Below are 24,989 nucleotides of genomic sequence, written 5' to 3'. Positions count from 1 at the left end.
CGGGTGTTAAGCGCCTTCGAAGGCGCTTTACCGATAGAGCAAGGATGTGCCGTTGTGGAACACGTGCACCTTGTCGGGGCTGGCCCCCAGCTTCACCGGCTTGCCGCGCAAATCGGCGTGGATGCCCGGCAGTTTGCCGATCACCGCTTCCGAATCGCCCTGCTTTTCGAAATAAAGCAACGTCACCTCACCCAGCGCTTCGGTTATGTTCACCTTGCCTTCGAAGATATAGTCGCCGGCGGTTTCCAGGAAATCCTCGGGCCGGACGCCCACGTTCACCTTCAGCCCCATATCGGCCTCTGTGGACGGGTAATCCGACACCGCCGTGCCGCCCCCAACCATCTTGACCGTGGTTTGCACACCCGTGCCGACAATCTCACCGGGCAACAGGTTCATCGACGGCGACCCGATGAACTGCGCCACAAATTCGCTATTGGGACGTTCATAGAGCTCCAATGGTGGGCCAACCTGCGCGATGCCTTTATTCGCCAGCACCACGATGCGGGTCGCCAGCGTCATCGCTTCGACCTGATCGTGCGTCACGTAGATCATCGTCGACTCGGGCATCTGTTCCTTGAGCTGCGCAATCTCGATCCGGGTCGCCACACGCAACGCGGCATCAAGGTTCGACAGCGGTTCGTCGAACAGATAGACCTTCGGGTCGCGCACGATGGACCGGCCGATGGCAACACGCTGACGTTGACCACCGGACAGGGCTTTGGGCAGACGGTCGAGGTATTCATCCAGTTGCAGCATCTTCGCCGCCCGATCCACCGCCGCGTCGATCTCGTTCTGCGGTTTCTTGGCGATCTTGAGCGCAAAGCTCATGTTCTCGCGCACGGTCATGTGCGGGTACAGCGCGTAGGACTGGAACACCATGGCAATCCCGCGCATCGCGGGCGGCATGTCGTTGACCACTTCACCGTCGATTTCGAGCGTGCCGCCGGTGATCTTTTCCAGCCCGGCAATCATGCGCAGCAGTGTGGACTTGCCGCAGCCGGATGGGCCGACAAAGACGATCAATTCGCCCTGCTTGATGTCGAGGTTGATGTTGTTGAGCACGTTCACCGCGCCCGCATATGTCTTTTCGACATCCGTCAGCTTGAGATTGGCCATGTCGTCCCTCCCTTTTCCTGCTGTTTCAGGACTTCATTTTCAGCGCGAGGCTGGGTTGCCACGGGCCAAGATGTAATTTTCCATCGGGTTGCGGTCCGGCGCTCCCCAGTTCCAGACCGATCTGCGCCCACTTGCCTTTGGGCATGTCGATAACCGCGGGGTCATCGCTGATGTTGAAGGCACAGAAGATGGTTTCGTCACCATGGGTGCGGGTGAAATGGATCACCGAACCGGTGGCCTTGACCTTGTCATGCGCGCCCTTGTCCAGCGCCGGATGGGCATGGCGGAACGCGATGGCGCGGCGGTAGTGGTGCAGGATCGCGGACGGGTCGTCCTCCTGATGCTGGACCGAGTTGTGCAGGTGCTCGTGGCTCACGGGCAGCCACGGCATGCCTGTCGTGAAACCGCCATTCTGGTTCGAATGCTCCCAGACCATGGGCGTGCGGCAACCGTCGCGGCCTTTGAATTCCGGCCAGAATTCAATGCCATAAGGATCCTGCAGATCCTCGAACGCCACATCGGCTTCGGTCAGGCCCAATTCTTCGCCCTGGTAAATACAGGCCGATCCGCGCAGACACATCATCAGCGTGGTCATCAGTTTCAGACCGCCGTGATTCAGGTTCCAGCGCGACGCGTGGCGTTTCACATCGTGGTTCGAAAACGCCCAACAGGCCCAACCCTCGGACGCGACGTCATCAACGCGGTCCATCACTTCGACAATGTCCTGCGCCGTGGGGCGCGCATTGGCGAGGAATTCAAACGCGTAGCACATTTGCATAAGATCATCACCGGCGGTGTATTCGCCCATGATCTCAAGCCCGCGCTGCGCGTCACCCACCTCGCCCACGGCCGCCGCGCCATAGGGTTCCATCACGGCGCGCAGCTTGCGCAGGAAGTCCAGGTTCTCGGGCTGGTTCTTGGAATAGAGATGTTCCTGATGATTATACGGGTTCACGCTGGGCGCGATGGTCGCGTTGCGCTTTTCCGGCGGCAGAGGCGGGTTGTCCCGCAATTCCTTGTCGTGGATGTAAAAGTTGATCGTATCCAGACGGAACCCGTCCACCCCCCGGTCCAGCCAGAACCGCGCAACCTCAAGCAGCGCGTCCTGCACCTCGGGTTCGTGGAAGTTAAGATCGGGTTGCGATGTCAGGAAGTTGTGAAGGTAATACTGCTCGCGCCGCCCATCCCACTGCCAGGCCGATCCGCCAAAGATCGACAGCCAGTTGTTGGGGGGAGTGCCATCGGGTTTCGGGTCTGCCCAGACGTACCAGTTGGCTTTCGCATTGTCGCGGCTGGCGCGGCTTTGTTTGAACCACGGATGCTGGTCTGATGTGTGCGACAACACCAGATCAATCATCACCCGCATGCCCAGCTGATGCGCGGTTTGGACCAGATGGTCGAAATCCGCCAGCGACCCGAACATCGGATCAACATCGCAGTAATTGCTCACGTCATAGCCGAAATCCTTCATCGGGGACGTGAAGAACGGGCTGATCCAGATCGCATCGACGCCCAGTGACGCGACATGTGGTAGGCGCTGTGCAATGCCCAGCAGATCACCAATGCCGTCGCCATTGCTGTCCTGATAGCTGCGCGGGTAGATCTGGTAGATCACCGCGCCGCGCCACCAGTCTTTGTCCATCTCTGGCAATTGCGCGGCTTGGCTAAGTGCAACGCTCATTCGAGTTTTCCTTCGTTGGGCCACGATGGGCCGGTCGTTATCAGGGGGCGGTCAGGCCGGTATTACTTCACCGACCCGGCCAGAAGTCCGCGCACGAGGTATTTCTGCATCGCAAAAAACACCAAGAGCGGGACCGCGATTGAAACAAAGGCCGCCGTGGCAAGGATTTCCCAATTGCCGCCACGCGTACCGAGCAATTCGACGATCTGGTTCGTCATCACCGTCGTCTGCCCCGTCGCGTCGATCAGGAACACTTTGGCCACCAACAGGTCATTCCATGTCCACAGGAACTGGAAGATGGCAAAGCTGGCCAGCGCCGGGAAGGACAGCGGCAGGATGATCTTGACGAAGATCTGAAACTCCGTTGCCCCATCTACCCGCGCATTTTCGATAATGTCACGCGGCAGACCGACCATGTAGTTGCGTAAGAGGTATATGGCGAGCGGGAGGCCGAAACCGGTATGGGCCATCCACGTACCCAGGTACCCTTTCCCAATGCCAATCCCCAGATGCAGTTTCAGCAGCGGGATCAGCGCCAGTTGCAGCGGCACCACCAAAAGACCCACGACCACCGCGATCAACAGCGCCCGCCCCGGAAAGTCCATCCATGCCAGCGCGTAGGCCGCAAAAGCGGCAATGACGATCGGAATGATGGTCGCCGGGATGGTCACGGTCAGCGTGTTGAAGAAGGCTTTGGACATACTGTCTGTGGCATCACCTGAAAACAGGACCTGCCGGTAATTGTCCAAGGTAAAATCCGGGGGCAGTTCGGCGGTCACAAAGACACGCTGTCCGCGACTGCCCTCCATCTCAACGGCGCTTTCGATCCGGTACGATCCGTCCGCATTGACGGTGATGCTGCTGCCGTTGCGCAGCTCTGCCGTGTCACCGGGCGCATAGGCCCCAACGTCACGCGAAGACGTGCCCCAGGCCGACATGTCGATTTCGTCCGACAGGTCTTCGCCGGCGAACAGGTTGCCCTCGATCACGTAGACGCCGTCTGTCAGCACCTGCTCATCCGGACCTGCGGCGCGCAGGGTCAGGCTTTGTTCCGTCGGGAACAGCGCGTTCCACCAGCCCGATGTGGCAATCTGGTCTGCCGTCCGGAAGGACGACACAAACAGACCCACCGTCGGAAACAGCCAAAGCGCGACCAGCACCACAACCGAGATGTGGACCGCCCATGTGAGGGATGATTTGGTTCCTGCGATATTATCCATGATCCAGTCTCCCTCAGCGCATTTCTTTGCGGGCGTTGTGCACGTTCCAGACAAGGATCGGCGTCACCAGCAGCATGATCACGATCGCACTCGCCGACCCGACACCCCAGTCATTGGCGCGGAACAGCTTGTCGAACATGTAATTGGCCAGAACCTGCGTTTCCCACTGGCCGTTGGTCATCGCGAACACGATGTCAAAGACCTTGAGAACGACAAGTGTGATGGTGGTCCAGACCACCACGATGGTGCCAGCGATTTGCGGAATTTTGATCTTGAAGAAGATCTGGAACGGGCTTGCCCCGTCCACAATCGCCGCCTCGATGGTTTCTTCCGGAATACCGCGCAGGGCGGCGGACAGGATCACCATGGCGAAACCGGTTTGAATCCAGATCAAAACGATCATCAGCAAAAAGCTGTTCCAGAACGGCACCGTCAGCCACTGCTGCGGGTCATTCCCGGACAGCCAGACATAGATCGCGTTCAGCACGCCGATCTGTTCCGTCCCCGGCGGGCGCGCGTCATAGACCAACTTCCAGATCACTGCCGCACCCACAAACGAGATCGCCATGGGCATGAAGATCAGCGATTTCGCAATGTTGCCCCAGCTGATCCGGTCGGTCAGCTGCGCCGCCAGAAGGCCAAAGGCCGTCGACATCGCAGGCACCACGATCAGCCACAGCATGTTGTTGCGCATGGCTTCCCAGAACTTCGGTTCCGACGCCATCTGCGCGTAATTCGCAAGACCCACGAAATCATAGGTCGTTGTGCCGTCCGGCTGGGTCACACGCTCTGTCAGGGACAGGCGGATCGTTTCGACGACGGGATAGGCGAGGTATAGCCCTAACGCGAGGATCGCGGGCAACAGGAACAGCCACGGGCGCACAAGATTGGCGCGGTTGATGTTCTTGCCTGCGTTCGGCCCTTTCGCCGGAAAGATCACCTTGTCGAGAATCTGGTTGGAAAAGTAGAAATAACTCAGACACCCACCGACACCGATGGCAATGGTCAGAAGACCTTGTAGTGCGGGATTCATGATGATGTCCCTCCCAAAATGTTGGCTGATCCAGTGCGCTTCACTGGTGGACCCTTGGCGGGTTCTTGGTCTTGCAGTCTATTCGCTGCGGACTGCCCGGAAATCCGGACAGTCCTATTTTGTTCAGAAGGCGCTTACTTCAGCGCGTCCCAGCTGTCCTGGATCTGGCTGGCAACGTCGCCTGCATCGGCGCCGCCTGCGTAATCGACCATACCGGTCCAGAACGTGCCGGCACCCACGCCACCTGGCATCAGGTCGGACCCGTCGAACCGGAAGGTTGTGGCGCCCAGCAGGATGTCGTTCATCTTGGCGGTCGGCGCATCCACGAACTTGGAGCTGTCCACACCTTTGTGTGGTGTGAGGAAGCCACCATTGGCCATCCAGATCTCATGTGCGTCCGTCGTCTGCAGATACGCGATCAGATCGTGTGCAGCATCGTTTTCGTTGGTGATGGCCCAAAGCGTGCCCGCCCCCAGAACCGGTGCACCAAGGTCTTTGCCCTCATAGGCCGGGAAGTAGAAGAAGTCCGCATCCGCGCCCACTTCGGTGCCTTCTGGGAAGAACGCCGGGATAAACGACGCCTGGCGGTGCATGTAGCACTGTGGCGGTGCCGCAAAGAGACCCTTGGGGCTGTCGCGGAAATCGGTCGACGCCACGGCCCCGGCCCCACCAGCGACGTAATCGTCATTGCGGGCAAACGCGCCGAATTCTTCGATCGCGGCAACCACACGTTCGTCGTTGAACGGGATTTCGTTGGCGACCCACTGGTCATACACGTCAGGCGTCTGCGTGCGCAGCATCATGTCTTCGACCCAGTCGGTCGCAGGCCAGCCTGTCGCACCGCCGGACCCCAGACCAATGCACCACGGTGTTTCACCATCGGCAACGATCTGGTCGGTCAGCGCCTTCAGCTCTTCCATCGTGGTCGGAACCTCGTAGCCCGCGTCCTCGAAGTTTTCAGGCGAATACCAGACCAGCGATTTCACATCGACCTTGTAGAAAAAGCCGTAAAGGTTGTCCGATCCGTCCGCACCCGCATAGGTGCCAAGATCAACCCAGGACTGACCCGCCGCGTAGTTGTCGCGAATCCAGTCGCCTGTGCCGTCTTTCAACGGTGTCAGGAACCCGCGTGCCGCCATGTCGGATGCCAGACCCGGCTGCGGGAACACGGCCACGTTCGGCGCAGAGCCCGCTTCGGCGTCCACAACAATCTGCTGTTCAAAGCTGTCCGAGCCAACGTAGCTGACATTATGTCCGGACTTTTCCGAGAAATCCGCAAGCACCTGCTCGACCAGTGCCTGATCCGGGCCAAGCCACGGACCGAAAACGGTCAGATCTTCTGCGGATGCGGCGGATGCGCAAAGCGCAGCAATGGCCACACTCGAAGTGAGTGTCTTTTTCATGAAGTACCTCCCAAGTCGCGCTTCGTCGCGCTTACCCTATCATCGCGCTCCGGAATCACCCCAAAGCGCTTTGGATGTTTTAAAATTGCGTATTTGACGTCACCTGTCAATCATCTGAATCGTGTGAAACCTCCAGATATTTTGCTGCTTTGCAGCAATTTTGCGCGCGCAAAGGGGCTTTTCACACAGATTTTTTTGTGAATTATTATGGCGACATATTCAAAGCGCTTTGAGGAATGGCCTGCGTGAATCTCAAACAACTGTCACAGCATCTGAACTTGTCGCAGACCACTGTGAGCCGGGCGCTGAACGGGTATCCAGAGGTCAACGAGGCCACGCGCAAGCGGGTTCTGGAGGCGGCACAGGATCTGAATTATCGCCCCAACACCCGCGCCAAGGGGCTTGCCACCGGGCGGGCCTTGGCGATCGGTCACGTGATCCCGGTGTCCAACCAACATGAAATGGTGAACCCGGTCTTTGGCGATTTCATCGCGGGTGCCGGGGAATCCTATGCCCGCGCGGGCTATGACATGGTGCTGTCGCTGGTGGCCGATCAGGACATGACCCGCGCCTACCAGGACATTCGCGCCCGCGGCACCGTGGACGGGATTATCGTGCATGGCCCGGTGATCGATGATGCGCGTATCGGTGTGCTCAACCGGCTTGGCCTGCCCTTCGTGGTGCATGGCCGGTCCACGGATGTCGATCAGCCCTATTCATGGATTGACGTCAACAACCGGGGCGCCTTCGAGCGCGGCACGCAGTTTCTGATCGAACTCGGCCACACGCGGATTGCACTGCTCAATGGTCAGGAACACATGGATTTCGCGCATCGCCGCCGCAACGGGTACGAAACCGGGTTGATCGGCAAGGGCCTGACCCCGGACCCGCGCCTGATGCGCAGCGAGGAAATGACCGAAGTGTTCGGCTACCGGGCCGCCCGCGACATGCTGGAGCAGGATGATCCGCCCACCGCCTTTATCTGCTCGTCGATCATCACCGCGCTTGGCGCACGGCGCGCCGTTCACGATGCCGGATTGATCCTGGCCCGCGATGTGTCCATCATCACCTTTGACGACGCGCTGAGCTATCTTGAAAACGGCGACGATGTTCCGATCTTCACCGCGCTTCGGTCTTCGGTTCGCTACGCCGGGCGCGAAGCTGCGGATATGCTGTTGTCGCTGATCGCCGATCCCGGCAAAGCGGTCCAATCCCGGTTGTTGGAAGCAGACCTCATCATCGGGCGGTCCACCGGCCCTGCCCCAGCCTGAAGGAACCCCACATGCTGACTTTCAAACGACAGGAGTTTCCTGACGATTTCCTGTTTGGCACGGCCACATCCAGCTACCAGATCGAGGGCCATGCCTTTGGCGGTGCCGGCAAAACCCATTGGGACACCTTCGCGGCCACCCCCGGCAATGTCGTGCGCGCCGAAAACGGCGACCGGGCCTGCGATCACTATCACCGGTATGAAAGCGATCTTGATCTGGTGGCCGCCGCCAATCTGGACGCCTATCGCTTTTCGATCAGCTGGGCCCGCGTCCTGCCCGAAGGGCGCGGCACGCCCAACGCGGAAGGGCTGGATTTCTATGATCGCCTGACCGACGCCATGCTGGAGCGCGGGATCAAACCCTGCGCAACGCTCTATCACTGGGAACTGCCCGTGGCGCTTGCCGATCTGGGCGGCTGGCGCAATCCGGACATCGCCAAGTGGTTTGCCGACTATACCGAGGTGATCATGTCCCGTATCGGCGACCGCATGTTTTCGGTAGCCCCCATCAATGAACCGTGGTGCGTGGGGTGGCTGTCGCATTTCCTCGGCCACCACGCCCCCGGCCTGCGCGACATCCGCGCGACAGCGCATGCGATGCACCACGTGCTGCTGGCGCATGGTCACGCAATCCAGACGATGCGCGGGCTGGGCATGTCGAACCTCGGCGGTGTCTTCAACATGGAATGGGCCACCCCGGTCGATGACAGCGCGGCCGCGCAAAAGGCCGCCGCACTCTATGACGGCTATTACAACCACTTCTTCCTGTCCGGCGTGTTCAAAGGCACCTACCCCGACAACGTGCTGGAGGGATTAGAGCCCCACATGCCCAAAGGCTGGCAGGATGACTTTGGCGTCATTCAAAGCCCGCTCGACTGGTGTGGGATCAACTACTACACCCGCAAGATCATTGCGCCCAATGATGGCCCCTGGCCCAGCCATGAAGAGGTCGAAGGCCCGCTGCCAAAGACGTACATGGATTGGGAAATCTATCCCGACGGGCTGTACAATTTCCTGACCCGCACCGCGCGCGACTATACCGGCGACCTGCCGCTTTACGTGACCGAAAACGGCATGGCCGCGCCGGACGTGATCAAGGATGGTCAGGTCGCGGACCCGCATCGCATCGACTACCTCAATCAGCATGTTGGTGCGGCGCAACGCGCGATGGCCGACGGCGTGCCGCTGAAGGGGTATTTCATCTGGTCGCTGATGGACAATTACGAATGGGCGCTGGGGTATGACAAACGCTTTGGTCTGATCCACGTTGATTTTGACACGCTGGACCGCACGCCCAAATCCTCTTATCACGCGCTGACATCTGCATTGGCCCGGACCTGACACCATGACACATCCCCTAACCGCTTTGGTCGCCGATCTTGGGGGCACCAACACGCGTGTCGCCCTCACCGACGGCGACATTGTCCGCACGGACAGCATCAAGCGGTTCCGCAACGCCGACCATGCGGACTTGCCCGCCGTGCTGCGCGCCTACATGGCGGAACAGACCGTGATACCGGACGCCGCCTGTGTCGCCATGGCAGGCCCGGTGCGTGACGGCGTGGGAGAATTGACCAACCTGAACTGGCTGGTGGAACGCGAGGCCGTCGCGGCGGCAACCGGTGCCACAACCGTGGCGGTTTTGAACGATCTGCAGGCGCAGGGCCACGCGCTTGACCGGTTGACGCCGGATGTGCTGACCACGATCCTGCCAGGTCAGTCCGCAGGCACCCATGCCGCGCGGCTTGTGGTTGGCGTTGGCACCGGCATGAACGCCGCTGCCGTGTACCGGCTGGGTGATCGCACGCTTGTTCCCCCGTCAGAAGCCGGACATGTGTCGCTTCCCGCGCAGGACACCGATGAACTGCGCCTGCTGGACTGGATTGCCGCCAAGCACGGCACACCGGGTCTGGAGGACGTCTTGTCGGGCCGCGGTTTTGAACGTGTTTACGCGTGGCTGTGCGATGAGGCAGGCAGCACCGATTTGCTGGACGCCGGGGCTATCATGCAAGGTGTCAACGACGGATCCAACGCCCGCGCGGAAGAGGCCGCGCGGATGTTCGTCCGCATGCTGGGCCGTGCCACCAGCAATCTGGCCTTGGTGCATTTGCCGTTCGGCGGGATCTATCTATGCGGCGGCGTCGCACGTCATTTTTCACCGCATCTCAAACGGTTGGGGTTCGAAGCTGCGTTCAAGGATAAAGGCCGTTTCGCCGATTTCATGCACCAGTTCCCGGTGTATCTGGTGGATGACGACTATGCCGCCCTGTCCGGGTCAGCCGCCCACCTGATCGAGCTTATCGGCTAAGGTTTGCCGGATCACACCCGCAGGGGACAATGGTCCGGCTGGACTGTCCACATCATGCGGGTTGTGATTGAACCAGAACCGTTCTGTTGCGGTATCGCGCACCCGCACGCCTTTCGGCAGCGCCAACACGTCCACATCCGCCTGCGCGCATAGATCTTTTACCAAACGGTCAAAAAATGCGTCATCCCCCCAACCGCCGCAGTAGCTGGTGCGCCCCGACCGCAAGACGATTGGCATGTCAGATCCGGTCGTAAAGACAATTTCCGCCCCGCCTTCAAGATGTTCAAACCAGTTCTTCACCTGCCCACCACCGCTCACCGGGATCGGCATGTCGGGCCGCAACGTCTCCAGCCGTGACACGGTCGCGTCTAGAGCCGGCCAATCCGGCGGCAATGGCACCGGTATCTTGAAATCGGCATCGCGCGCTGCTGTGCGGGGGCCGATCAGCACATGGGCCGACGCTTCGGTCAGCGCGGATTTCAGATCGTCGGGAACCGTCATCATCCCGGGCGCGGCCACGATGCGATAGTCCTCGAACTGCCGCTGGGTCGGCGGCAGAATGTCGATCGACACCCCCGCCCGCCGGAACGCGCGGTAGAGGTCGAACACCAGTGCGAAGTAATCCAGCCCCTGCCCCTGTGGCTGGACATCCCACGCCCAGGCTGCATCGTAATCAAAGATCAGCGCCACGGGGGCTTGCGAGTTCCCGATGTCGGGCGCATCGGCCAACTCCTCTGCCACCTCTTCCGCTTCAAAGAAGCCCGGTGCCGCCACGCTGTCGGGCCGCAAGAGACCGGCATGCAACTGCTCCTGCGCAAACGGGGCCTGTCGCCAGCGGAAATAGCACACCGCCTCGGCCCCATGGGCAAAAGCCTCCCACGTCCACAGCCGCACCATGCCGGGCAACGGCGCGGGGTTGTAGGGGGCCCAGTTCACCGGGCCGGGTTGCTGTTCCATCACCCACCAGCGGTCTTTGCCCACCGCGCGGTACAGATCATGGTGAAACGCCTGAAAATCAGGATGGCCCTGTCGGGCATAGTGGCGCTGATCCTCCGCGCTGGCGCCAACACGGTCTTCCAGAAAGCCCAGCGGGTAGCTGTCCCATGTGGCGATCTCCAGATCCTCGCCCACGGCGAAATGGTCAAACTCGGTGATCCGCCCCATGTAATTGTGCGAAATCGGCGCGTCGGAATACTGGCGAATGATCTCGACCTGCGCGCGGTTGAACGCCACCACCTGATCGGACGAAAACCGCCGGAACGCCTGCACATGCGCCGGGTTGGGTTCGGTCACTGTCAGGTTAGGCAAATCAATCTGCTCAAACGCATCGTACTCCATCGACCAGAACACATTGCCCCAGGCCGCATTGAGCGCGTCAATGTCGCCATCATTGCCCTGCCCCGGATAGCGCGCGCGCAGCCATGTGCGAAACGCCTGTCGCGCGGCGTCAGAGTAAGACAGGATCGTGTCGTGACAACCGTACTCATTGTCGGTCTGCCACGCGGCAATGTGGGGGTTGCGGCCATAGCGTTTGGCCACGTCTGTCACGATCCGGCGGCATTCGTTCAGATATCCGTCGTGACTGAAGCAATAATGCCGCCGGGACCCAAATCCGCGCGGACGGCCTTCGGCGTCGACGGCAAACATGTCTGGATGTTTGTCGCATATCCATCGCGGCGGTGTGGCCGTTGGCGTGCCCAAGACAACTTTCAGTCCCGCAGCCCCCAGCACCTCGATGGCGTCGTCCAGCCACGCCCAATCGAACGCGCCTTCGGATGGCTCGATCCGCGACCACGCGAATTCTCCGATCCGCACCCAGGTCAGGCCAAGCGCCGCCATCCGCGCGGCGTCTTCCTCCCAGATGTCGCGCGACCAGTGTTCGGGATAATAACAAGTGCCAAGCGTTCGTTTCATAGAATGATCTGGTGTTCTTTCTGTCCGGTCGTGCCTGCGTCCACAGCAAAGGTCATGCCATCGTTTGGCCCAGCCGGATCAAGCCCGACAGCGGCGGTCGTAATGAAGAGCGTGCCAAGGTCCGGGCCCCCGAAAGCCGGACAGGAGGTCTGCACCGCGGGCACATTGATCGCCCGTTCAAACCTGCCATCCGTGTCATAACACGCCACCCGCGACGCGCCCCATTGGGCAACCCACAATTTGCCATCCGCATCCACAACGGCCCCGTCAGGGTTCAGCTCGTCCTGCGTCAGATCGACGAAAAGCTCTGGCTTGGCATCGGGAAACCCGTCCGCATCCAGGGCCACCCGCAGCACCTTGCGCTTGCGCGTATCGGTGAAATAGGCGCAGCTGTGATCCGGTGCAAAACAGATCGCGTTCGAGATGGTGATCTTGTCGAACAGCTTGTGCAGCGTGCCCTCGACATAGCGATAGATCGCGCCCGCTTTGGGTTCGGCGTTCTTACCCATCGTCCCGATCCAGAGCCCACCCCACGGATCGGCGCGGCCATCATTGGACCGGGTGACGCTGTTGTCGCTTTCCAGCGGCTGCAGGAACGTGCTTTCCCCGGTCGCGGTATCGAAATGCGATAACGCCGTTTCGCTGGCGATCAGCAGCTGGCCGTCCTCCACCCATCCGGCGGCGGACACGTGTTCGTCAAATTCCCAAAACGTCTCCTCCGCCCCTTTGCGGCGATAAAGGCGCATGCCAAGGATGTCGAACCAATACAGCGCCTGTTCGGTCGGGTGCCAGAGTGGTCCCTCGCCCAAGGCGCAGACAGTATCGCTGAAAACGTCACGCATCGTTCATCACCGCATCATAGGCCACGACAATGTCCTTTGCGCGGGCCTGCACCTCTGCGGCGGACAGTCCGGGGCTGTAGATCGCTGTGCCAAGACCAAATCCATCCACACCTGCCTTGGCCCAATCGGCAAAATTGCTTGGCCCTGCGCCGCCCACAGCATAGGTCTGCGTTCCTGCAGGCAAGACCGCCTTGATCGCTTTAAGCCCGTCCGGGCCGATCAAGGACCCGGGAAACAGCTTCAACCCATCCGCCCCGTTGCGCAGCGCGGTGAAGCATTCGGTGGGCGTCATCACGCCGGGATAGCTTTGCATCCCCGCCTGCTTGGTCGCCACGATCACACGCGGGTTGCAGTCAGGCGACACCACCATCCCGGCACCAATCTGGGCAAGACGCAACACATCGTCGGGCAACAGCACGGTGCCTGCCCCAATCAGCGCAGTCTGGCCAAAGGCGTCGACCATGCGTTGAATCGACAGGAAAGGGTCCGGCGAATTGAGTGGCACCTCGATCCGATCAATCCCTTCGGTGATCAGCGCTTGGGTGATGGGACCCACCTCGTCCGGGGTGACGCCGCGCAGGATGGCGATGATCTTGCGGCTCATGATGTGCGCTCCTTCAGGCAGGCATAGGCGGCTTTCAAACCTTCCAGCGTCATGCGTTCAGCGTCGGTGCGTTCCACCGGCAACCCCTGCGCGCCCAAGGCGTCGGCATAGGCCTTGCACAATGTGTCATCGCCAATGAGCGCCACGTGCTGACCCAGCCAATAGGGACGCGTCGCGGCAAGCTCTGACCCGATCAGCAGCCCGGACAGGCGCGCACGTGCGGCATTTGGATCAAGATCGTGCACTAAGTTTTCGGCTCGCAACGAAAAAAGTCGCGCGGCCATGTCTTCGGGTTTGGACATTGCCGTGCCGACCGCGTCTTCGAACGCATGGGCATCCCAGCCGGATCCCGCCATCGAATGCCGCAGAACAGAGTGTTCCGAGAGCAGCGCAAACATCTCCCCCGTCATGAACGTGCGGAAGCTGACAATTTCGCCAGCGCTGATATGCACCCATTTCGTGTGGGTGCCGGGCAGGCAAACCACGCCGTCGAATTTCGGGTTGAGCGCCAGAAAGCCCGCGATCTGGGTTTCCTCACCGCGCATCACATCGGCCGGTTTGTCCTGTTTGACACCGGGCAGGATATGGACCGACAGGCGGGTGTCCTCGGTCTGTACCCGCGTTGCGGTGTCCGCACTTGGCGGCGAACAGGGGGCGGTGGCGTATTTCGCCTCGGCCCAGCCCTGCCGGGACCCGGCCATGCCGCACACGATCACGGGTGTGGTGCCTGTTCCCAGATCGTCGCCGATCAGGGCAAGCAGCGCCGGTTCAAACCCGCTGCGATCCAAGCCCCCCATGCCGGCATCACTGTCCTTGCGAACCCGCACGGACCCATCGCGGCCCATGCCCCAGACGCGCAGATGCGACGTGCCCCAATCCACCGCGATCCAGTCCATCACGCCGCCACCGTCACCACACCGCCATCCACGGCGATGGTTTGCCCGGTCATCATTCGGCTGGTCCTGGACGCCAGGAACAGCGTCGCGTCCACGATGTCCTGTTCGACCAGATGTTCCTTGAGACACTGTTTTTCCAGATGCGCGGCAAGCGAGTCCGGATCGGCCCACAGCTCTTTTTGCTTCGGCGTCAGCACCCAACCGGGCGCCAGCGCGTTCACGCGGATATTGTCGACACCGAATTCACGCGCAAGGCTTCGGGTCATGCCGGTAATGCCTGCGTTGGATGTGGTGTAGGCGGCATAGCCCGCGTTGCCCATCATGTAGCTGATCGAACTGAAGTTCACGATCGCGCCGCCACCCTGCGCCTGCATTCCGGGGATGACCGCCTGGCAGGCAAAGAAATAGGCGTCCAGATTGATCGACAGCGACCAGTCCCAGAAGTCCTTGTCCACTTCCAAGGCGGTGTGGCGTTTGTCATTGGCCGCGTTGTTGACCAATACGCGCACCGGCCCATGTGCGTCAGATGCCTGCGCAATCGCCGCGCGCAGGGCGTCGGTGTCGGTGATATCGCAGGGAATAAACAACGGTTTTGCCCCGTGCTTTGCACCCATGTCATCGGCAAACGCCGTGGCGTCCGAGCGACCAACGAATGCCACTTGCGCGCCCTGCGCCAGAAACCCGTCCGTCAGCGCCGCGCCGATGCCCGACCCGCCGCCGGTGATGAACACGGACGCGTCTTTGAGGTCGTGAAAGCTTGCATGGCTGGTCATGTCAGCGCTCCTTTTTGTCGGTCAGGGTGCCTTCCAGCACCCACATGGTTGCCGGGAACGACCATGGCAAGGTGATCCCCTGCGTCATCAGCCACGCCCCCGACACCGTGATCGGGGTCGATTTCAGCTCTGGTGTGCCGCGCGACAGATGATGCGCGGTGCCCCGGTTGATCAGTTCAATCCGGTACATCGCATCCGGCGTCAACCGTGTCAGGCGGATCGGGCGCGGCGCGATCTGGCGGCTGGTGTCTTCTTTGCCTGCAAAGACGACGAAGCGATCCCCGGTCCGGCACAATTGTTGTTCTGCCAGAACAGCCGGGTCCGCGCTGTCGAGCCGTAAAATATCGGCACCGGCCATCCAATCGCGATTGGTCTTCCACCACGCGGTGACTTCGCGCAACACCCGCGCCTCTTCCTCGGTCAGTTCGCGCGGGTCCATTTCGAACCCCATATGACGTTGCGCGGCCACCCAGGCCCGCATGGAGATGTCGATCACCCGTCCAGACGTATGGCAGGTGCGTGGACCGACATGTGACCCCGTCACTACCAACGGCAGGAACAGCGCTGCATTGTGCTGAATGCGCAGGCGTTCGATGGCGTCGTTGCTGTCGGACAACCACACCCGCTGGGTGCGTTTGAGGATACCGAAGTCAATCCGCCCGCCCCCGCTGGCGCAGCTTTCAATCTCGACCTGCGGGAACTCGGCCCGCAGCCGGTCGATCAGCGCGTAGGACCCGCGTGTCTGGGCGGCGTCCGGCATCGGTAGGACACGGTTGTGATCCCATTTGATATAGTCGATGTCGTGATCACGCAGCACCGCCGCCATGCGGTCATAGATGAAATCCCGGACCTCGGGCAGCGCCATGTTCAGGGCCTTTTGCTGGCGGCCAAGGGTCTGGTCTTCGGACCCCAGCGCCCAATCGGGATGGGCCCGGTGCAGATCGCTGTCGGGATTGATCATCTCGGGTTCGAACCAGATGCCAAAGCTCATCCCCAGATCATGCACATGGTCAATCAGCGGGTGCAGCCCTTCTGGATATTTGCGCGGGTCCACCTGCCAATCCGACAGGCTGCGCGTGTCATCGTCGCGCTGCCCGAACCAGCCGTCATCCAGCACAAAACGTTCGGCCCCAAGATCGGCTGCGCGGTTGGCGATGTCCTTGAGCACATCGACCTTGTGGTCGAAATAGACCGCTTCCCAACAGTTGTAATGCACCGGGCGCGGGGCGTCCGGTTTGGCCCATGTTACGATCCGGTCGCGCAGATGGCGCTGGAACGCAACGGCACAGCCGTTCAGGCCGTCATTGGAATAGACCATGTACAGCGGCGCGGTCTCAAACACCGTCGCCGCGCCCGCCTCAAGCCGCGACGCATGCCCCCACTGCACCTGACGCCGCCCGTCCGGCAACTCTTCGGCCACCATCCGGTGCCCGCCAGACCAGCCATAGTGAAAGCCGTAAACCTCGCCCTGCGCATTCGTGGCACCACGGACAGGGATCAGAAGCCCCGGGAAATGCTCGTGCCCCGTGCGCCCGGTGCGGTTTTCGCGGTAACGCATGCCCGGCGACCACGCGGTCGTGTTCAACTGGAATTCCCCACACCAGCGCCCGCTGAAATCATACATCTCTTCCGAGAGTTGCGGCGCAGGCACAACCGGCGCGGCCAGCCAGTGCAGGTGCACCGGGGCGTCTGCCTCCAGCGTGGTTTTGGCGGTGATCAGATGCGTCTCTGGATCAATCGCAAAGCTGAAGATCAGCGCCAGACCGTGATCCGCATCCCGGTAGGTGAGCGTCAGCGCCCCCTCGCCTGCATCGTCGCCGTGATAACAGAACTTGGGCAACATCGGCGTGCCGGACTGCGCGCGCACAACCAATCCCGGCTGTCCGGGAAAGCTGCGGGTCGCCTCGGGGCAGATCGACAGATCGGGGTTTTCGTCCAGCATGCCGCCCGTCACGTCAATCATTTGTGCGGCTTGCAGGATGCTCAGATCCTCGTCGTCCGGCAAACGCGCGCCCCAATACACAACCTGTGGCAGGCGGTCCCCCGTCGCCGCCAGCGCAAGCGTCTGGCGGCCATCATCCAGTCTCCAGGCCCGCATCTTACTTGACCGCACCCAGTGTCAGACCGGCGATGAAGTGTTTCTGCATCAGGAAGAACATCAGCACCGGCGGCAAGGCGGCGACAATACTTCCCGCACTCATCAGGTGATAGGCGGCCCGGAACTGCGCGTTAAAGCTGGTGATCCCGGCAGTGACCGGTTGCGCATCCGGGCCTTGGGTCAGGACAATCGCCCAGAAATAATCGTTCCAGATGAAGGTGAAGATCAGCACCGCCAGCGCCGCAAGTGCGGGTTTCATCAGCGGCAGAACCACGAACCAGAAGATGCGCCATTCCGCGACACCTTCGACCCGCGCGGCTTCGATCAACGGGAACGGCAAGGCGCGGATAAAGTTGCGCATGAAGAGCGTGCAGAATCCGGTCTGGAACGCGATGTGGAACAGCACAAGACCCGTTTTGGTGTTGTAGAGCCCCATATCCAGCGTCAGGTCGCGCACCGGAACCATCAGGATCTGGAACGGCACGAAATTGCCCGCGACGAACATGAAGAACACCCAGAGGTTCGATTTGAACTTGTAGATGCCAAGCGCAAACCCGGCCATCGCCGACAATGCCACGGCCCCGATCACGGTTGGCACGGTGATCAGCACCGAATTCAACATGTAGCGCGGCATGTCCGAGTTGAAGAACACCTGTCCGTAGTTCTTGAAGAAATCAAACGACCCCGGCACGCCCCAGTAATTGCCTTGCGTGAAATCCGACGCCGGTTTGATCGAAAACATGGCCACGGCGATCAGCGGAAGCAGCCACATGATCAGCGCGATGGGCAACAACGTCTTGTAGGCGGTTTGTGCAACCGGGCTGGCCTGTTGGATGGGACGGGGAAACATCAGCGGGCTCCCTTGTCTTCCTGGTACATCGACCAGAGGAAATAGGCGATGAAGACCAGCATGATCAGGAACAGCACCACCGCGATTGCCGCGCCGTAGCCCATGCGGAACCCGTATTCAGACAGCGCCTTTTCGAACATGTAAAAAGACAACACGCGGGTCTGACCAAACGGGCCGCCATTGGTCATGATTGAAATGAGGTCAAACGACCGCAACGCGCCGATGATCGTCACCACGAAGGCGATGAACGTGGCCGGTTTGAGCTGCGGAATGATCACGTACCAGAGCATCTTCCAGCCCTTGGCCCCATCAAGGCGCGCGGCCTCGACCTGTTCGGGATCAACGGCGTTCAGGCCAGTGAGGTACAGGATCATGCAATAGGCGGTCTGCGGCCAAAGCCCGGCTGCGATGATGCCGTAGGTCGCCAGCGTCGGATCGCCCAACACGTTGATCGGCTCAAACCCGAACCATCCCAGCATGTTCGACAACAGCCCTTCGTTGGGCAGGTAGAACCACGCAAAGACCAGCCCAACCACCACTTGGCTTAGTACAAAGGGAAAGAAAAACAGCGATTTGTAAATGCGAATGCCGGTCACCGTCTGGTTCAGGAACAACGCGATGAACAGTCCCGCCGGGATCGCCAACAGATAGAACAACAGCCATTTGAGGTTGTTCCAAAGCGACACCTCGAACGCGCTGTCATCCATCAGTTCGACGTAATTGCCCAGACCAACAAATTCAGCCTCGCCCAGCCCGTCCCAATCGTAAAGCGAGATCGAAAAGCTTTGGAAGATCGGGATGATGACATAGACGGCGAAGAACAGGATCGCAGGCGCCAGAAACAGCCACGGCGTCACCGCAATCTCGTTGCGCTTGTACCACCCACGTTTGGGCGGTGTGGTGTCGGGCAAAGCTGTGACGGTCATGGTCGGGTCTCCTCCACACGGCACATGCGAAAACCGGGTTTGGGCTTGCGGATATGTCGGGATGTGCCGGGCAAAATGCCCGGCCTACCGGTTTGGCGTGGGCCGGGCATTTGCCCGGCCCAACCTGATTATTTGTAAACGCGCGCTCGCACCTTTTCGAGACGGTTCAGGATGTCATTCAGGTTGTCCGGGAACACCATGAATTCCTGAAGACCCTGCATCGCTTCGGCTGCCATTTCCGCCGGGAAGTCGCGGTCAAAGAACTGCGCCACGCCACCGGGGCTGTTGGAGCTGAGCATTGCGAACCCTTCGTTCAGGAACTTGTCGTCGTCGATGGACGCAGACGCGTTCACCGGCAGCTGGCCAAGGTTCGCACCGTTGTTGATCTCGGTCTGTTCCTCAGCCGACACAACAAAGCGCAGGAATTCGCGGGCTGCGTCCTTGTTCGCGGCATTGGCCGGGATGTGGAATGTGTCGGTCGGCGCGTCTTCGGCCAGTTCGACATCCGGGTTGATGGCCGGGAACTGGTAGAAATCAAGCTGATCGTCTGACAGACCCGCTTCGCGCAACGGGGCCACGGCAAAGTTGCCCATCAGATACGCGGCTGCTTCGCCGTTGACCATAAAGGGCAGCGCTTCCTGCCAGCTGTAGTTCTGGTGGTTCTCGACAAACGCGCCCATGTCGATCAGCTCGCGCCAGTTGGCGAAGGTCTGACGCACGCGGTCATCGGTCCAGGCGACGTTGCCTGCGGCCAGATCCATGTGGAAATCAAACCCGTTGGTGCGCAGGTTCAGGTAGTCAAACCAGCCACCTGCGGTCCACAGGAACTTGGACCCGATGGTGTAGCAGGCCCGGCCCGAGTCGACGATCGCCTGACAGTTGGACTTCATCTCGTCCCAGTTGGTTGGCTCGGACAAGCCCAGCTCTTCGTAGATGTCTTTGCGGTAGTAGATGCCCCACTGGTAATACGTGTACGGCACGCCCCACTGCTTGCCATCAATGGTCATCGCCCCCTTGGTGGAGGCCAGGTTTTCGGCAATCTCGGGCTCCATCCAGAGATCAGACACGTCTTCGAAGAGACCCGCCTCAACATAGGGGCGCATGCGGTTGGCGGCGTACCATGTCGCCACGTCCGGCGCGTCCGCTGTCAGAAAGTTCCGGATTTGCGTCTTATACGCTTCGCGGTCGATCACGGTCGTTTCGATGTTCAGGTCCGGGTGCTTTTCCCCGAACCGCTCGATCATCGCTTCCATCGTCGCGCGCGGCGCCGGATTTGACGTGTCGAGGAAAATTTTCAGGTCACCGCTGAGTGTCTCTGCAAATGCAGCCGGAGCGGCAAACGCCGCTGCAAGCGCCAGTGCTGACGCTTTGAGTGTGGAACGCATGGTATCCTCCCTAATGCTCCCAAATCTGGTGCAAATAGGTTTCATTATTTGAAACTCAGTTTTGCATATTGAAATCATAGCAGCGACTCACCTATGCTTGTCAACAGCCCGCTTGACGCGACAGGCGGCTAAGGGAGGAATTTCGCGAGTATGACGGCGGCGCTGAAAAACGACGGAACCGTGGGCAAGGCCCTTTCTGTGCTTGATCAGATTGCGTCTTACGGACGGCCCGTGCGGTTTACCGAACTGCTGGGTGACTCGGCCCTGCCCAAGGCGACGCTGTACCGGTTTGTGCAGACGCTCACCAATCAGGGCATGCTGCAATACGACCCGGAACGGCAAACCTATGCGCCCGGTCTGCGGCTCGTGCGCTTGGCGCACGCCGCCTGGGCGCAGTCTTCGTTGGCGCCCGTGGCACGCCCTCATATTGACGCGCTGAGCGCTGAAACCGGCGAAACCGTGCATCTGGCGCAGCTTGATCACGCACAGGTGCTGTATGTCGACAAACGCAATGCGCGCGACCCGGTCGAAATGTTCAGCCAGGCGGGCAAGGTTGGCCCCGCCTATTGCACCGGGGTTGGCAAGGCGATGCTGGCGTATCTGCCAGAGCCCGAGCTGAACGCCGCCCTTGCGCAGCAGAGCTGGCACAGGTTTACCGCAACCACACATGTATCCCCGGACAGCCTGCGCACGGAATTGCACGACATTCACAGCGACGGGCTTAGCTTTGACCGCGAAGAACACGAAGCCGGAATCATTTGCGTCGCCGTTCCGATCCTGAACGCACACCAGCGCCCGCTGGGCGCCTTGTCGGTAACGGGCACCACCCGGCGGACAAGTCTTGACGCGTTGCGCGCGCTGGGTCCCCGGCTGAAACAGGCCGCGCATGCCATCGCCACCGACGCCGAAAGCTGGCTGTTTCCGCAGACAAACAGCGCTGCCACGCCAGCACAATATATATCAAAGGGAGAGACGCCTCATGTCCGGAGTGACGCTTGAAAAGGTCATCAAACGGTATGGCGACACGCAGGTCATCCACGGTGTCGACCTGGAGATAAATGACGGCGAGTTCTGCGTGTTTGTCGGCCCGTCCGGGTGCGGCAAATCCACGTTGCTGCGCATGGTGGCCGGGCTTGAAGAAACCACGGAAGGCCAGATCACCATCGGCACGCGGGATGTCACGCGGCTGGATCCGTCGGATCGCGGCGTCGCCATGGTGTTCCAGACCTACGCGCTTTATCCGCATATGACCGTACAGGAGAACATGGGGTTTGGCCTCAAGATGAACGGCCACCCGGCGGCAGAGATCAAGGAAAAGGTCGCTGAGGCCAGCCGGATCCTGAAACTTGATGATTACCTCAAACGCAAACCCGCCGCCTTGTCCGGTGGACAACGCCAGCGCGTCGCCATTGGCCGCGCGATTGTCCGCGGCCCCGAAGTGTTCCTGTTCGACGAACCGCTGTCCAACCTGGACGCCGAACTGCGCGTGGAAATGCGGGTCGAAATCGCCCGTCTGCACAAGGAAATCGGCGCGACGATGATCTATGTGACCCATGATCAGGTCGAAGCCATGACATTGGCCGACAAGATCGTTGTGCTGCGTCTGGGCCGCATCGAACAGGTTGGTGCTCCGATGGAGTTGTACCGCGATCCGGACAACAAGTTCGTCGCGGGCTTCATCGGTTCTCCGGCGATGAATTTCGTGGCTGGCACCGTGTCGGGTACCGAGGTGACATCGACCGGTCTGGGCGGCAGCGTGGCAAAACCATCCTCGGCCCAGGACGGGCAAGAGGTTCTTGTCGGCCTTCGACCCGAACATCTTGGCATGCGCCAAGGCGGGCAGCACCGCGTTGATCTGACAGAAAGTCTGGGCGGTGTATCTTATGCCTATATCACCTGCCCAAGCGGTGAAAAGATTGTTGTCGAAGAACGCGGGGACGAGCGCTCAGCGGAAGGCGATATGGTGGATCTGGTGATTGATCACGACCACCTGTTCTTTTTCGACGCCAAGACAGAGCAGCGTTTGCGCTGAATTTGTGATATCCTCGCCAGACAACGGGGGGGACACATCATGACCGCGCGCACGACGCTTCTGGTTGGAACAACCAAGGGGTTGTTCCTGCTGACATCCACCGAAACCCGCAGCGACTGGACCGTCAGCGGACCGCATTGTGACCTGTGGACCATCAATCACGCGGTCGGCACGTCCCATTCGGACGAGATCTGGGCCGCTGGCGGTAATGCCTGGAGCGGGGCGGGTGTGTGGGCCTCAAATGACAGCGGCGCGACCTGGTCCCTGACCAAGCTGGCCAACGGTGAGGCCGATGCCTGGGCGCGGGACAACCCGGAAGATGCGGCTTTGTTCGGCATGTCCCCTGCCCCGGACGCCCCGTATGACGGCGAAATTGATGCGATCTGGTCGCTCTGCCCGGCGCATGGAACGCTATATGCCGGGTCCAAACCTGCGAACCTCTATCAAAGCGCGGATGGTGGTGCCACATGGACCCGCTTTGCCGGTTTGGCCGATTTCCCTGGCCGCGATGCATGGCAACCCGGCGCAGCGGGCCTGACCCTGCACACAATCGTTCCGCACCCTGACGACCCTTTGCGCCTGTGGGTCGGAATTTCCGCCGCCGGCGTCTTTGCAACCGAAACCGGCGGCGCAGATTGGGAGCGCCGCATCCGCCGCGACAACAGCGCCCCGCACACCGCATCGGACCATCCCGCCTGGGGCAGCGACACCGAAATCGGTGGCTGCGTGCACAACATGCAGATCGCGCAGTCTGATGGCGCGGTCACGCTCTATCAGCAGAACCATCATGGTGTGTATCGCAGTCTTGACGGTGCGCGATCCTGGCAGGACATCACCGCTGGTCTGCCGTCGACCTTCGGCTTTCCCATCGCGGTCCATCCGTTTGATCCCGAAATGGTGTGGTGTTTCCCGCTGAACGGCGACAGTGCCGGACGCTACCCGCCCGACGCCAAAGCCGCCGTCTGGCGCAGTGCGGACGGCGGGACGACATGGACCGCGCAAACCGTTGGTCTTCCAAGGGAAAACTGCTTTTTTACCGTGTTGCGGCAAGCCATGTGCGTGGATCAGCAACCGGAGCCGGGCGTCTATTTCGGCACCAATTCCGGATCCGTGTTCGCCTCGCTGGACACCGGCGAGACCTGGCGCGAGATCGCGGCGCATCTGCCCACCGTTCTAAGTGTGGAATCGGTCACCCGGCGCTAGTTCAGTGGAATCGAGACCTTGAACTGAACCGTTTCGATCCCCGGATTGTCCTCGTAAATGCCCGCATTGGACCGATGGTCATAGCTCAGCGCCATGCGCCAGCCTTGGCGGGTCTCATAACCCAGTTCGATTCCGGACCGGAACGCGATCGGACCACCAAGATCGAACCCGCCATTGTCGAAATACAGACCCGGCATGGAATGCAGTTCCGCATAAGCACCGCTTCGACCAAACGGGATCGTATAGGTGGAGCCGAACCCGATCCATGTTTCACCGTTTTCGCCAACCGACAAACCTGCAGCATTGCCGAACGGTCCACGCTTGTGTCCAAGATCGTAGCGCAGGTACACCTCTCCTGCAGGATCTGCCCGACGCTCCAGCACTTCCCCACCAGACAGCGAAAATCGCGGCGTTGTGTCCGACGTGCCAAGACACCCTGCCTCGGTTCCACAGTGGTTGAGGCTCATATCCGTCAAACCAAGCACGAACAACAATACCGCAAAAGTTCCGTCTGCCATCTGACCCGCCTCTGTTTCCGTCTGCGCACCATGTCAAAGCCTACGCCCAAGTGCAATTTGTCTGCTATAGTATCAACCGGTGTCGGCGGACAGGCGCGAAATTGCGACGAGGACCGCGTGATCTGAAAAAATTATGCCATGTGTTTTGCAGGAGACGAGGCATGCGCGGACTGGAAGCTTTGCCAATTTCCCTTTCCGGGGAAACGCCGGCGGAGCACATGCCGTTCATCACGGCATCCCGGAACCTCTCCGAGTCGTTTGCGGCAGAAACCGGGGCAAACCGCATTCCAGGTTTGGTCAGCACGGATGGCCGTATTGCCTCGCAATTTCTGCAAGCAGCCTCTGCCTATGTCGACAAGCCACGTCCAAGATTTTGTGAATGGGGAAGTGGCCTTGGGAGTGTCACTTGCCTCGCAGCTTGCATGGGGTGGGCGGCAACCGGAATAGAGATCGAACCCCGCCTCGTCAGCGCCGCGCGGAAGTTGGCCGCCCGGCATCACATCCCGGCATCCTTTTATCGATGCAGCTACAAACCCAGCGCCATGTTCGACGCCTCCGCCGCCATGACCGATTTTGATACCGGTCACGGTTTTGGCTTGTTCGATTTTGATTTGGTTTATGCGTATTTCTGGCCTGCAGAACGAGACGTCATGACCGACGCGTTTGCACGTCATGCCCATGATGGCACAATTCTTCTGCGCTACGCAGGTGGCGTGACGTGCGAGGCGTTTCGGATCGTGCGGACATGAAGAATTCCGGATGCGTTTGCAGCAGTCCCACCCTGACACAGGTAGGGACACTGAATATATCGGGATTAGATGTTTCATCGTTTTACGAGAGATATGAGGTATTTATTAGGTTTGGCGATGACCTACTCTCCCACGTCTTGAGACGCAGTACCATTGGCGCGACGGCAC

22 protein-coding genes are annotated in these 24,989 nt (G+C 60.5%); 7 read left to right on the top strand and 15 right to left on the bottom strand.

All coding sequences use genetic code 11. The features are described 5' to 3' along the window. Window positions 1–27: 27 nt before the first annotated feature. The 5 genes from ugpC (MWU54_RS00110) to MWU54_RS00090 form a co-directional block, all read right to left on the bottom strand. Window positions 28–1,116, bottom strand: a complete 1,089-nt coding sequence (gene ugpC / locus MWU54_RS00110) for a sn-glycerol-3-phosphate ABC transporter ATP-binding protein UgpC (protein ID WP_247080018.1) — start codon at window positions 1,114–1,116, stop codon at window positions 28–30. A gap of 25 nt (window positions 1,117–1,141) precedes the next feature. Then, a complete protein-coding gene (locus tag MWU54_RS00105) occupies window positions 1,142–2,797 on the bottom strand; it encodes an alpha-amylase family glycosyl hydrolase (RefSeq protein WP_247080017.1) in 1,656 nt (551 codons plus the stop codon). Between the two features lie 62 nt (window positions 2,798–2,859). Next, on the bottom strand, window positions 2,860–4,017 hold the full coding sequence (locus MWU54_RS00100; protein WP_247080016.1) for a carbohydrate ABC transporter permease: 1,158 nt from the start codon (window positions 4,015–4,017) through the stop codon (window positions 2,860–2,862). Between the two features lie 13 nt (window positions 4,018–4,030). Beyond that, entirely contained in the window at window positions 4,031–5,050 is a 1,020-nt protein-coding gene (locus MWU54_RS00095) for a sugar ABC transporter permease (protein WP_247080015.1), read from the bottom strand. Between the two features lie 134 nt (window positions 5,051–5,184). Next, window positions 5,185–6,453, bottom strand: coding sequence for an ABC transporter substrate-binding protein (locus tag MWU54_RS00090; RefSeq protein ID WP_247080014.1), 1,269 nt, complete (start codon window positions 6,451–6,453; stop codon window positions 5,185–5,187). A gap of 245 nt (window positions 6,454–6,698) precedes the next feature. On the opposite strand from MWU54_RS00090, the gene MWU54_RS00085 reads away from it, so the two are divergent. The 3 genes from MWU54_RS00085 to MWU54_RS00075 are packed head-to-tail and all read left to right on the top strand — an operon-like array spanning window position 6,699 to window position 10,031. Further along, the gene (locus MWU54_RS00085; protein WP_247081004.1) at window positions 6,699–7,724 is read left to right on the top strand and encodes a substrate-binding domain-containing protein; all 1,026 of its coding nucleotides are present in this window, start codon (window positions 6,699–6,701) and stop codon (window positions 7,722–7,724) included. 11 nt (window positions 7,725–7,735) lie between these two features. After that, window positions 7,736–9,064, top strand: coding sequence for a GH1 family beta-glucosidase (locus tag MWU54_RS00080; protein ID WP_247080013.1), 1,329 nt, complete (start codon window positions 7,736–7,738; stop codon window positions 9,062–9,064). 4 nt (window positions 9,065–9,068) lie between these two features. After that, window positions 9,069–10,031 (top strand): glucokinase, encoded by a 963-nt coding sequence (locus MWU54_RS00075; protein WP_247080012.1) that lies wholly within the window; start codon window positions 9,069–9,071, stop codon window positions 10,029–10,031. On the opposite strand, the gene MWU54_RS00070 is transcribed toward MWU54_RS00075, so the two are convergent. The 9 genes from MWU54_RS00070 to MWU54_RS00030 form a co-directional block, all read right to left on the bottom strand. Further along, window positions 9,999–11,945: a beta-galactosidase gene (locus tag MWU54_RS00070; protein ID WP_247080011.1), complete on the bottom strand. Its 1,947-nt coding sequence runs from the start codon at window positions 11,943–11,945 to the stop codon at window positions 9,999–10,001. The genes MWU54_RS00075 and MWU54_RS00070 overlap by 33 nt on opposite strands. Beyond that, entirely contained in the window at window positions 11,942–12,787 is an 846-nt protein-coding gene (locus MWU54_RS00065; protein ID WP_247080010.1) for an SMP-30/gluconolactonase/LRE family protein, read from the bottom strand. Before MWU54_RS00065 ends, MWU54_RS00070 begins: the two co-directional genes overlap by 4 nt. Then, window positions 12,780–13,391: a 2-dehydro-3-deoxy-6-phosphogalactonate aldolase gene (locus MWU54_RS00060; protein WP_247080009.1), complete on the bottom strand. Its 612-nt coding sequence runs from the start codon at window positions 13,389–13,391 to the stop codon at window positions 12,780–12,782. Before MWU54_RS00060 ends, MWU54_RS00065 begins: the two co-directional genes overlap by 8 nt. After that, on the bottom strand, window positions 13,388–14,287 hold the full coding sequence (locus MWU54_RS00055; RefSeq protein WP_247080008.1) for a 2-dehydro-3-deoxygalactonokinase: 900 nt from the start codon (window positions 14,285–14,287) through the stop codon (window positions 13,388–13,390). Before MWU54_RS00055 ends, MWU54_RS00060 begins: the two co-directional genes overlap by 4 nt. Beyond that, window positions 14,287–15,060 (bottom strand): SDR family oxidoreductase, encoded by a 774-nt coding sequence (locus MWU54_RS00050; protein WP_247080007.1) that lies wholly within the window; start codon window positions 15,058–15,060, stop codon window positions 14,287–14,289. The genes MWU54_RS00055 and MWU54_RS00050 overlap by 1 nt, the downstream gene beginning before the upstream one ends. 1 nt (window position 15,061) lies before the next feature. Next, window positions 15,062–17,158, bottom strand: a complete 2,097-nt coding sequence (locus MWU54_RS00045) for an alpha-galactosidase (protein WP_247080006.1) — start codon at window positions 17,156–17,158, stop codon at window positions 15,062–15,064. Window position 17,159: 1 nt separating this feature from the next. Then, window positions 17,160–18,008 carry a carbohydrate ABC transporter permease gene (locus MWU54_RS00040; RefSeq protein ID WP_247080005.1) on the bottom strand — a complete coding sequence of 283 codons (849 nt, stop codon included), beginning with the start codon at window positions 18,006–18,008 and terminating at the stop codon, window positions 17,160–17,162. Further along, window positions 18,008–18,934: a sugar ABC transporter permease gene (locus MWU54_RS00035; RefSeq protein ID WP_247080004.1), complete on the bottom strand. Its 927-nt coding sequence runs from the start codon at window positions 18,932–18,934 to the stop codon at window positions 18,008–18,010. Before MWU54_RS00035 ends, MWU54_RS00040 begins: the two co-directional genes overlap by 1 nt. A gap of 128 nt (window positions 18,935–19,062) precedes the next feature. Beyond that, complete coding sequence (locus MWU54_RS00030) at window positions 19,063–20,319, bottom strand: ABC transporter substrate-binding protein (protein WP_247080003.1); 1,257 nt, start codon at window positions 20,317–20,319, stop codon at window positions 19,063–19,065. A gap of 150 nt (window positions 20,320–20,469) precedes the next feature. Here MWU54_RS00030 and MWU54_RS00025 point away from each other — a divergent pair, with 150 nt between their 5' ends. From MWU54_RS00025 to MWU54_RS00015, 3 genes are read left to right on the top strand one after another with little or no spacing between them, the layout of a single operon-like run. After that, window positions 20,470–21,318 (top strand): IclR family transcriptional regulator, encoded by an 849-nt coding sequence (locus tag MWU54_RS00025; protein WP_247080002.1) that lies wholly within the window; start codon window positions 20,470–20,472, stop codon window positions 21,316–21,318. After that, a complete protein-coding gene (gene ugpC, locus MWU54_RS00020) occupies window positions 21,299–22,351 on the top strand; it encodes a sn-glycerol-3-phosphate ABC transporter ATP-binding protein UgpC (RefSeq protein WP_247080001.1) in 1,053 nt (350 codons plus the stop codon). The genes MWU54_RS00025 and ugpC (MWU54_RS00020) overlap by 20 nt, the downstream gene beginning before the upstream one ends. Before the next feature lie 39 nt (window positions 22,352–22,390). Further along, window positions 22,391–23,554, top strand: a complete 1,164-nt coding sequence (locus MWU54_RS00015; protein ID WP_247080000.1) for an exo-alpha-sialidase — start codon at window positions 22,391–22,393, stop codon at window positions 23,552–23,554. On the opposite strand, the gene MWU54_RS00010 is transcribed toward MWU54_RS00015, so the two are convergent. Continuing rightward, a complete protein-coding gene (locus MWU54_RS00010; protein WP_247079999.1) occupies window positions 23,551–24,072 on the bottom strand; it encodes an acyloxyacyl hydrolase in 522 nt (173 codons plus the stop codon). The genes MWU54_RS00015 and MWU54_RS00010 overlap by 4 nt on opposite strands. A gap of 161 nt (window positions 24,073–24,233) precedes the next feature. Here MWU54_RS00010 and MWU54_RS00005 point away from each other — a divergent pair, with 161 nt between their 5' ends. Next, on the top strand, window positions 24,234–24,821 hold the full coding sequence (locus MWU54_RS00005) for a class I SAM-dependent methyltransferase (protein WP_247079998.1): 588 nt from the start codon (window positions 24,234–24,236) through the stop codon (window positions 24,819–24,821). Window positions 24,822–24,989 lie beyond the last annotated feature (168 nt).

Source organism: Marivita sp. S6314 (assembly GCF_023015985.1).
Classification (GTDB): Bacteria; Pseudomonadota; Alphaproteobacteria; order Rhodobacterales; family Rhodobacteraceae; genus Marivita.
This window is presented reverse-complemented; position numbering and strand designations above follow the sequence as displayed.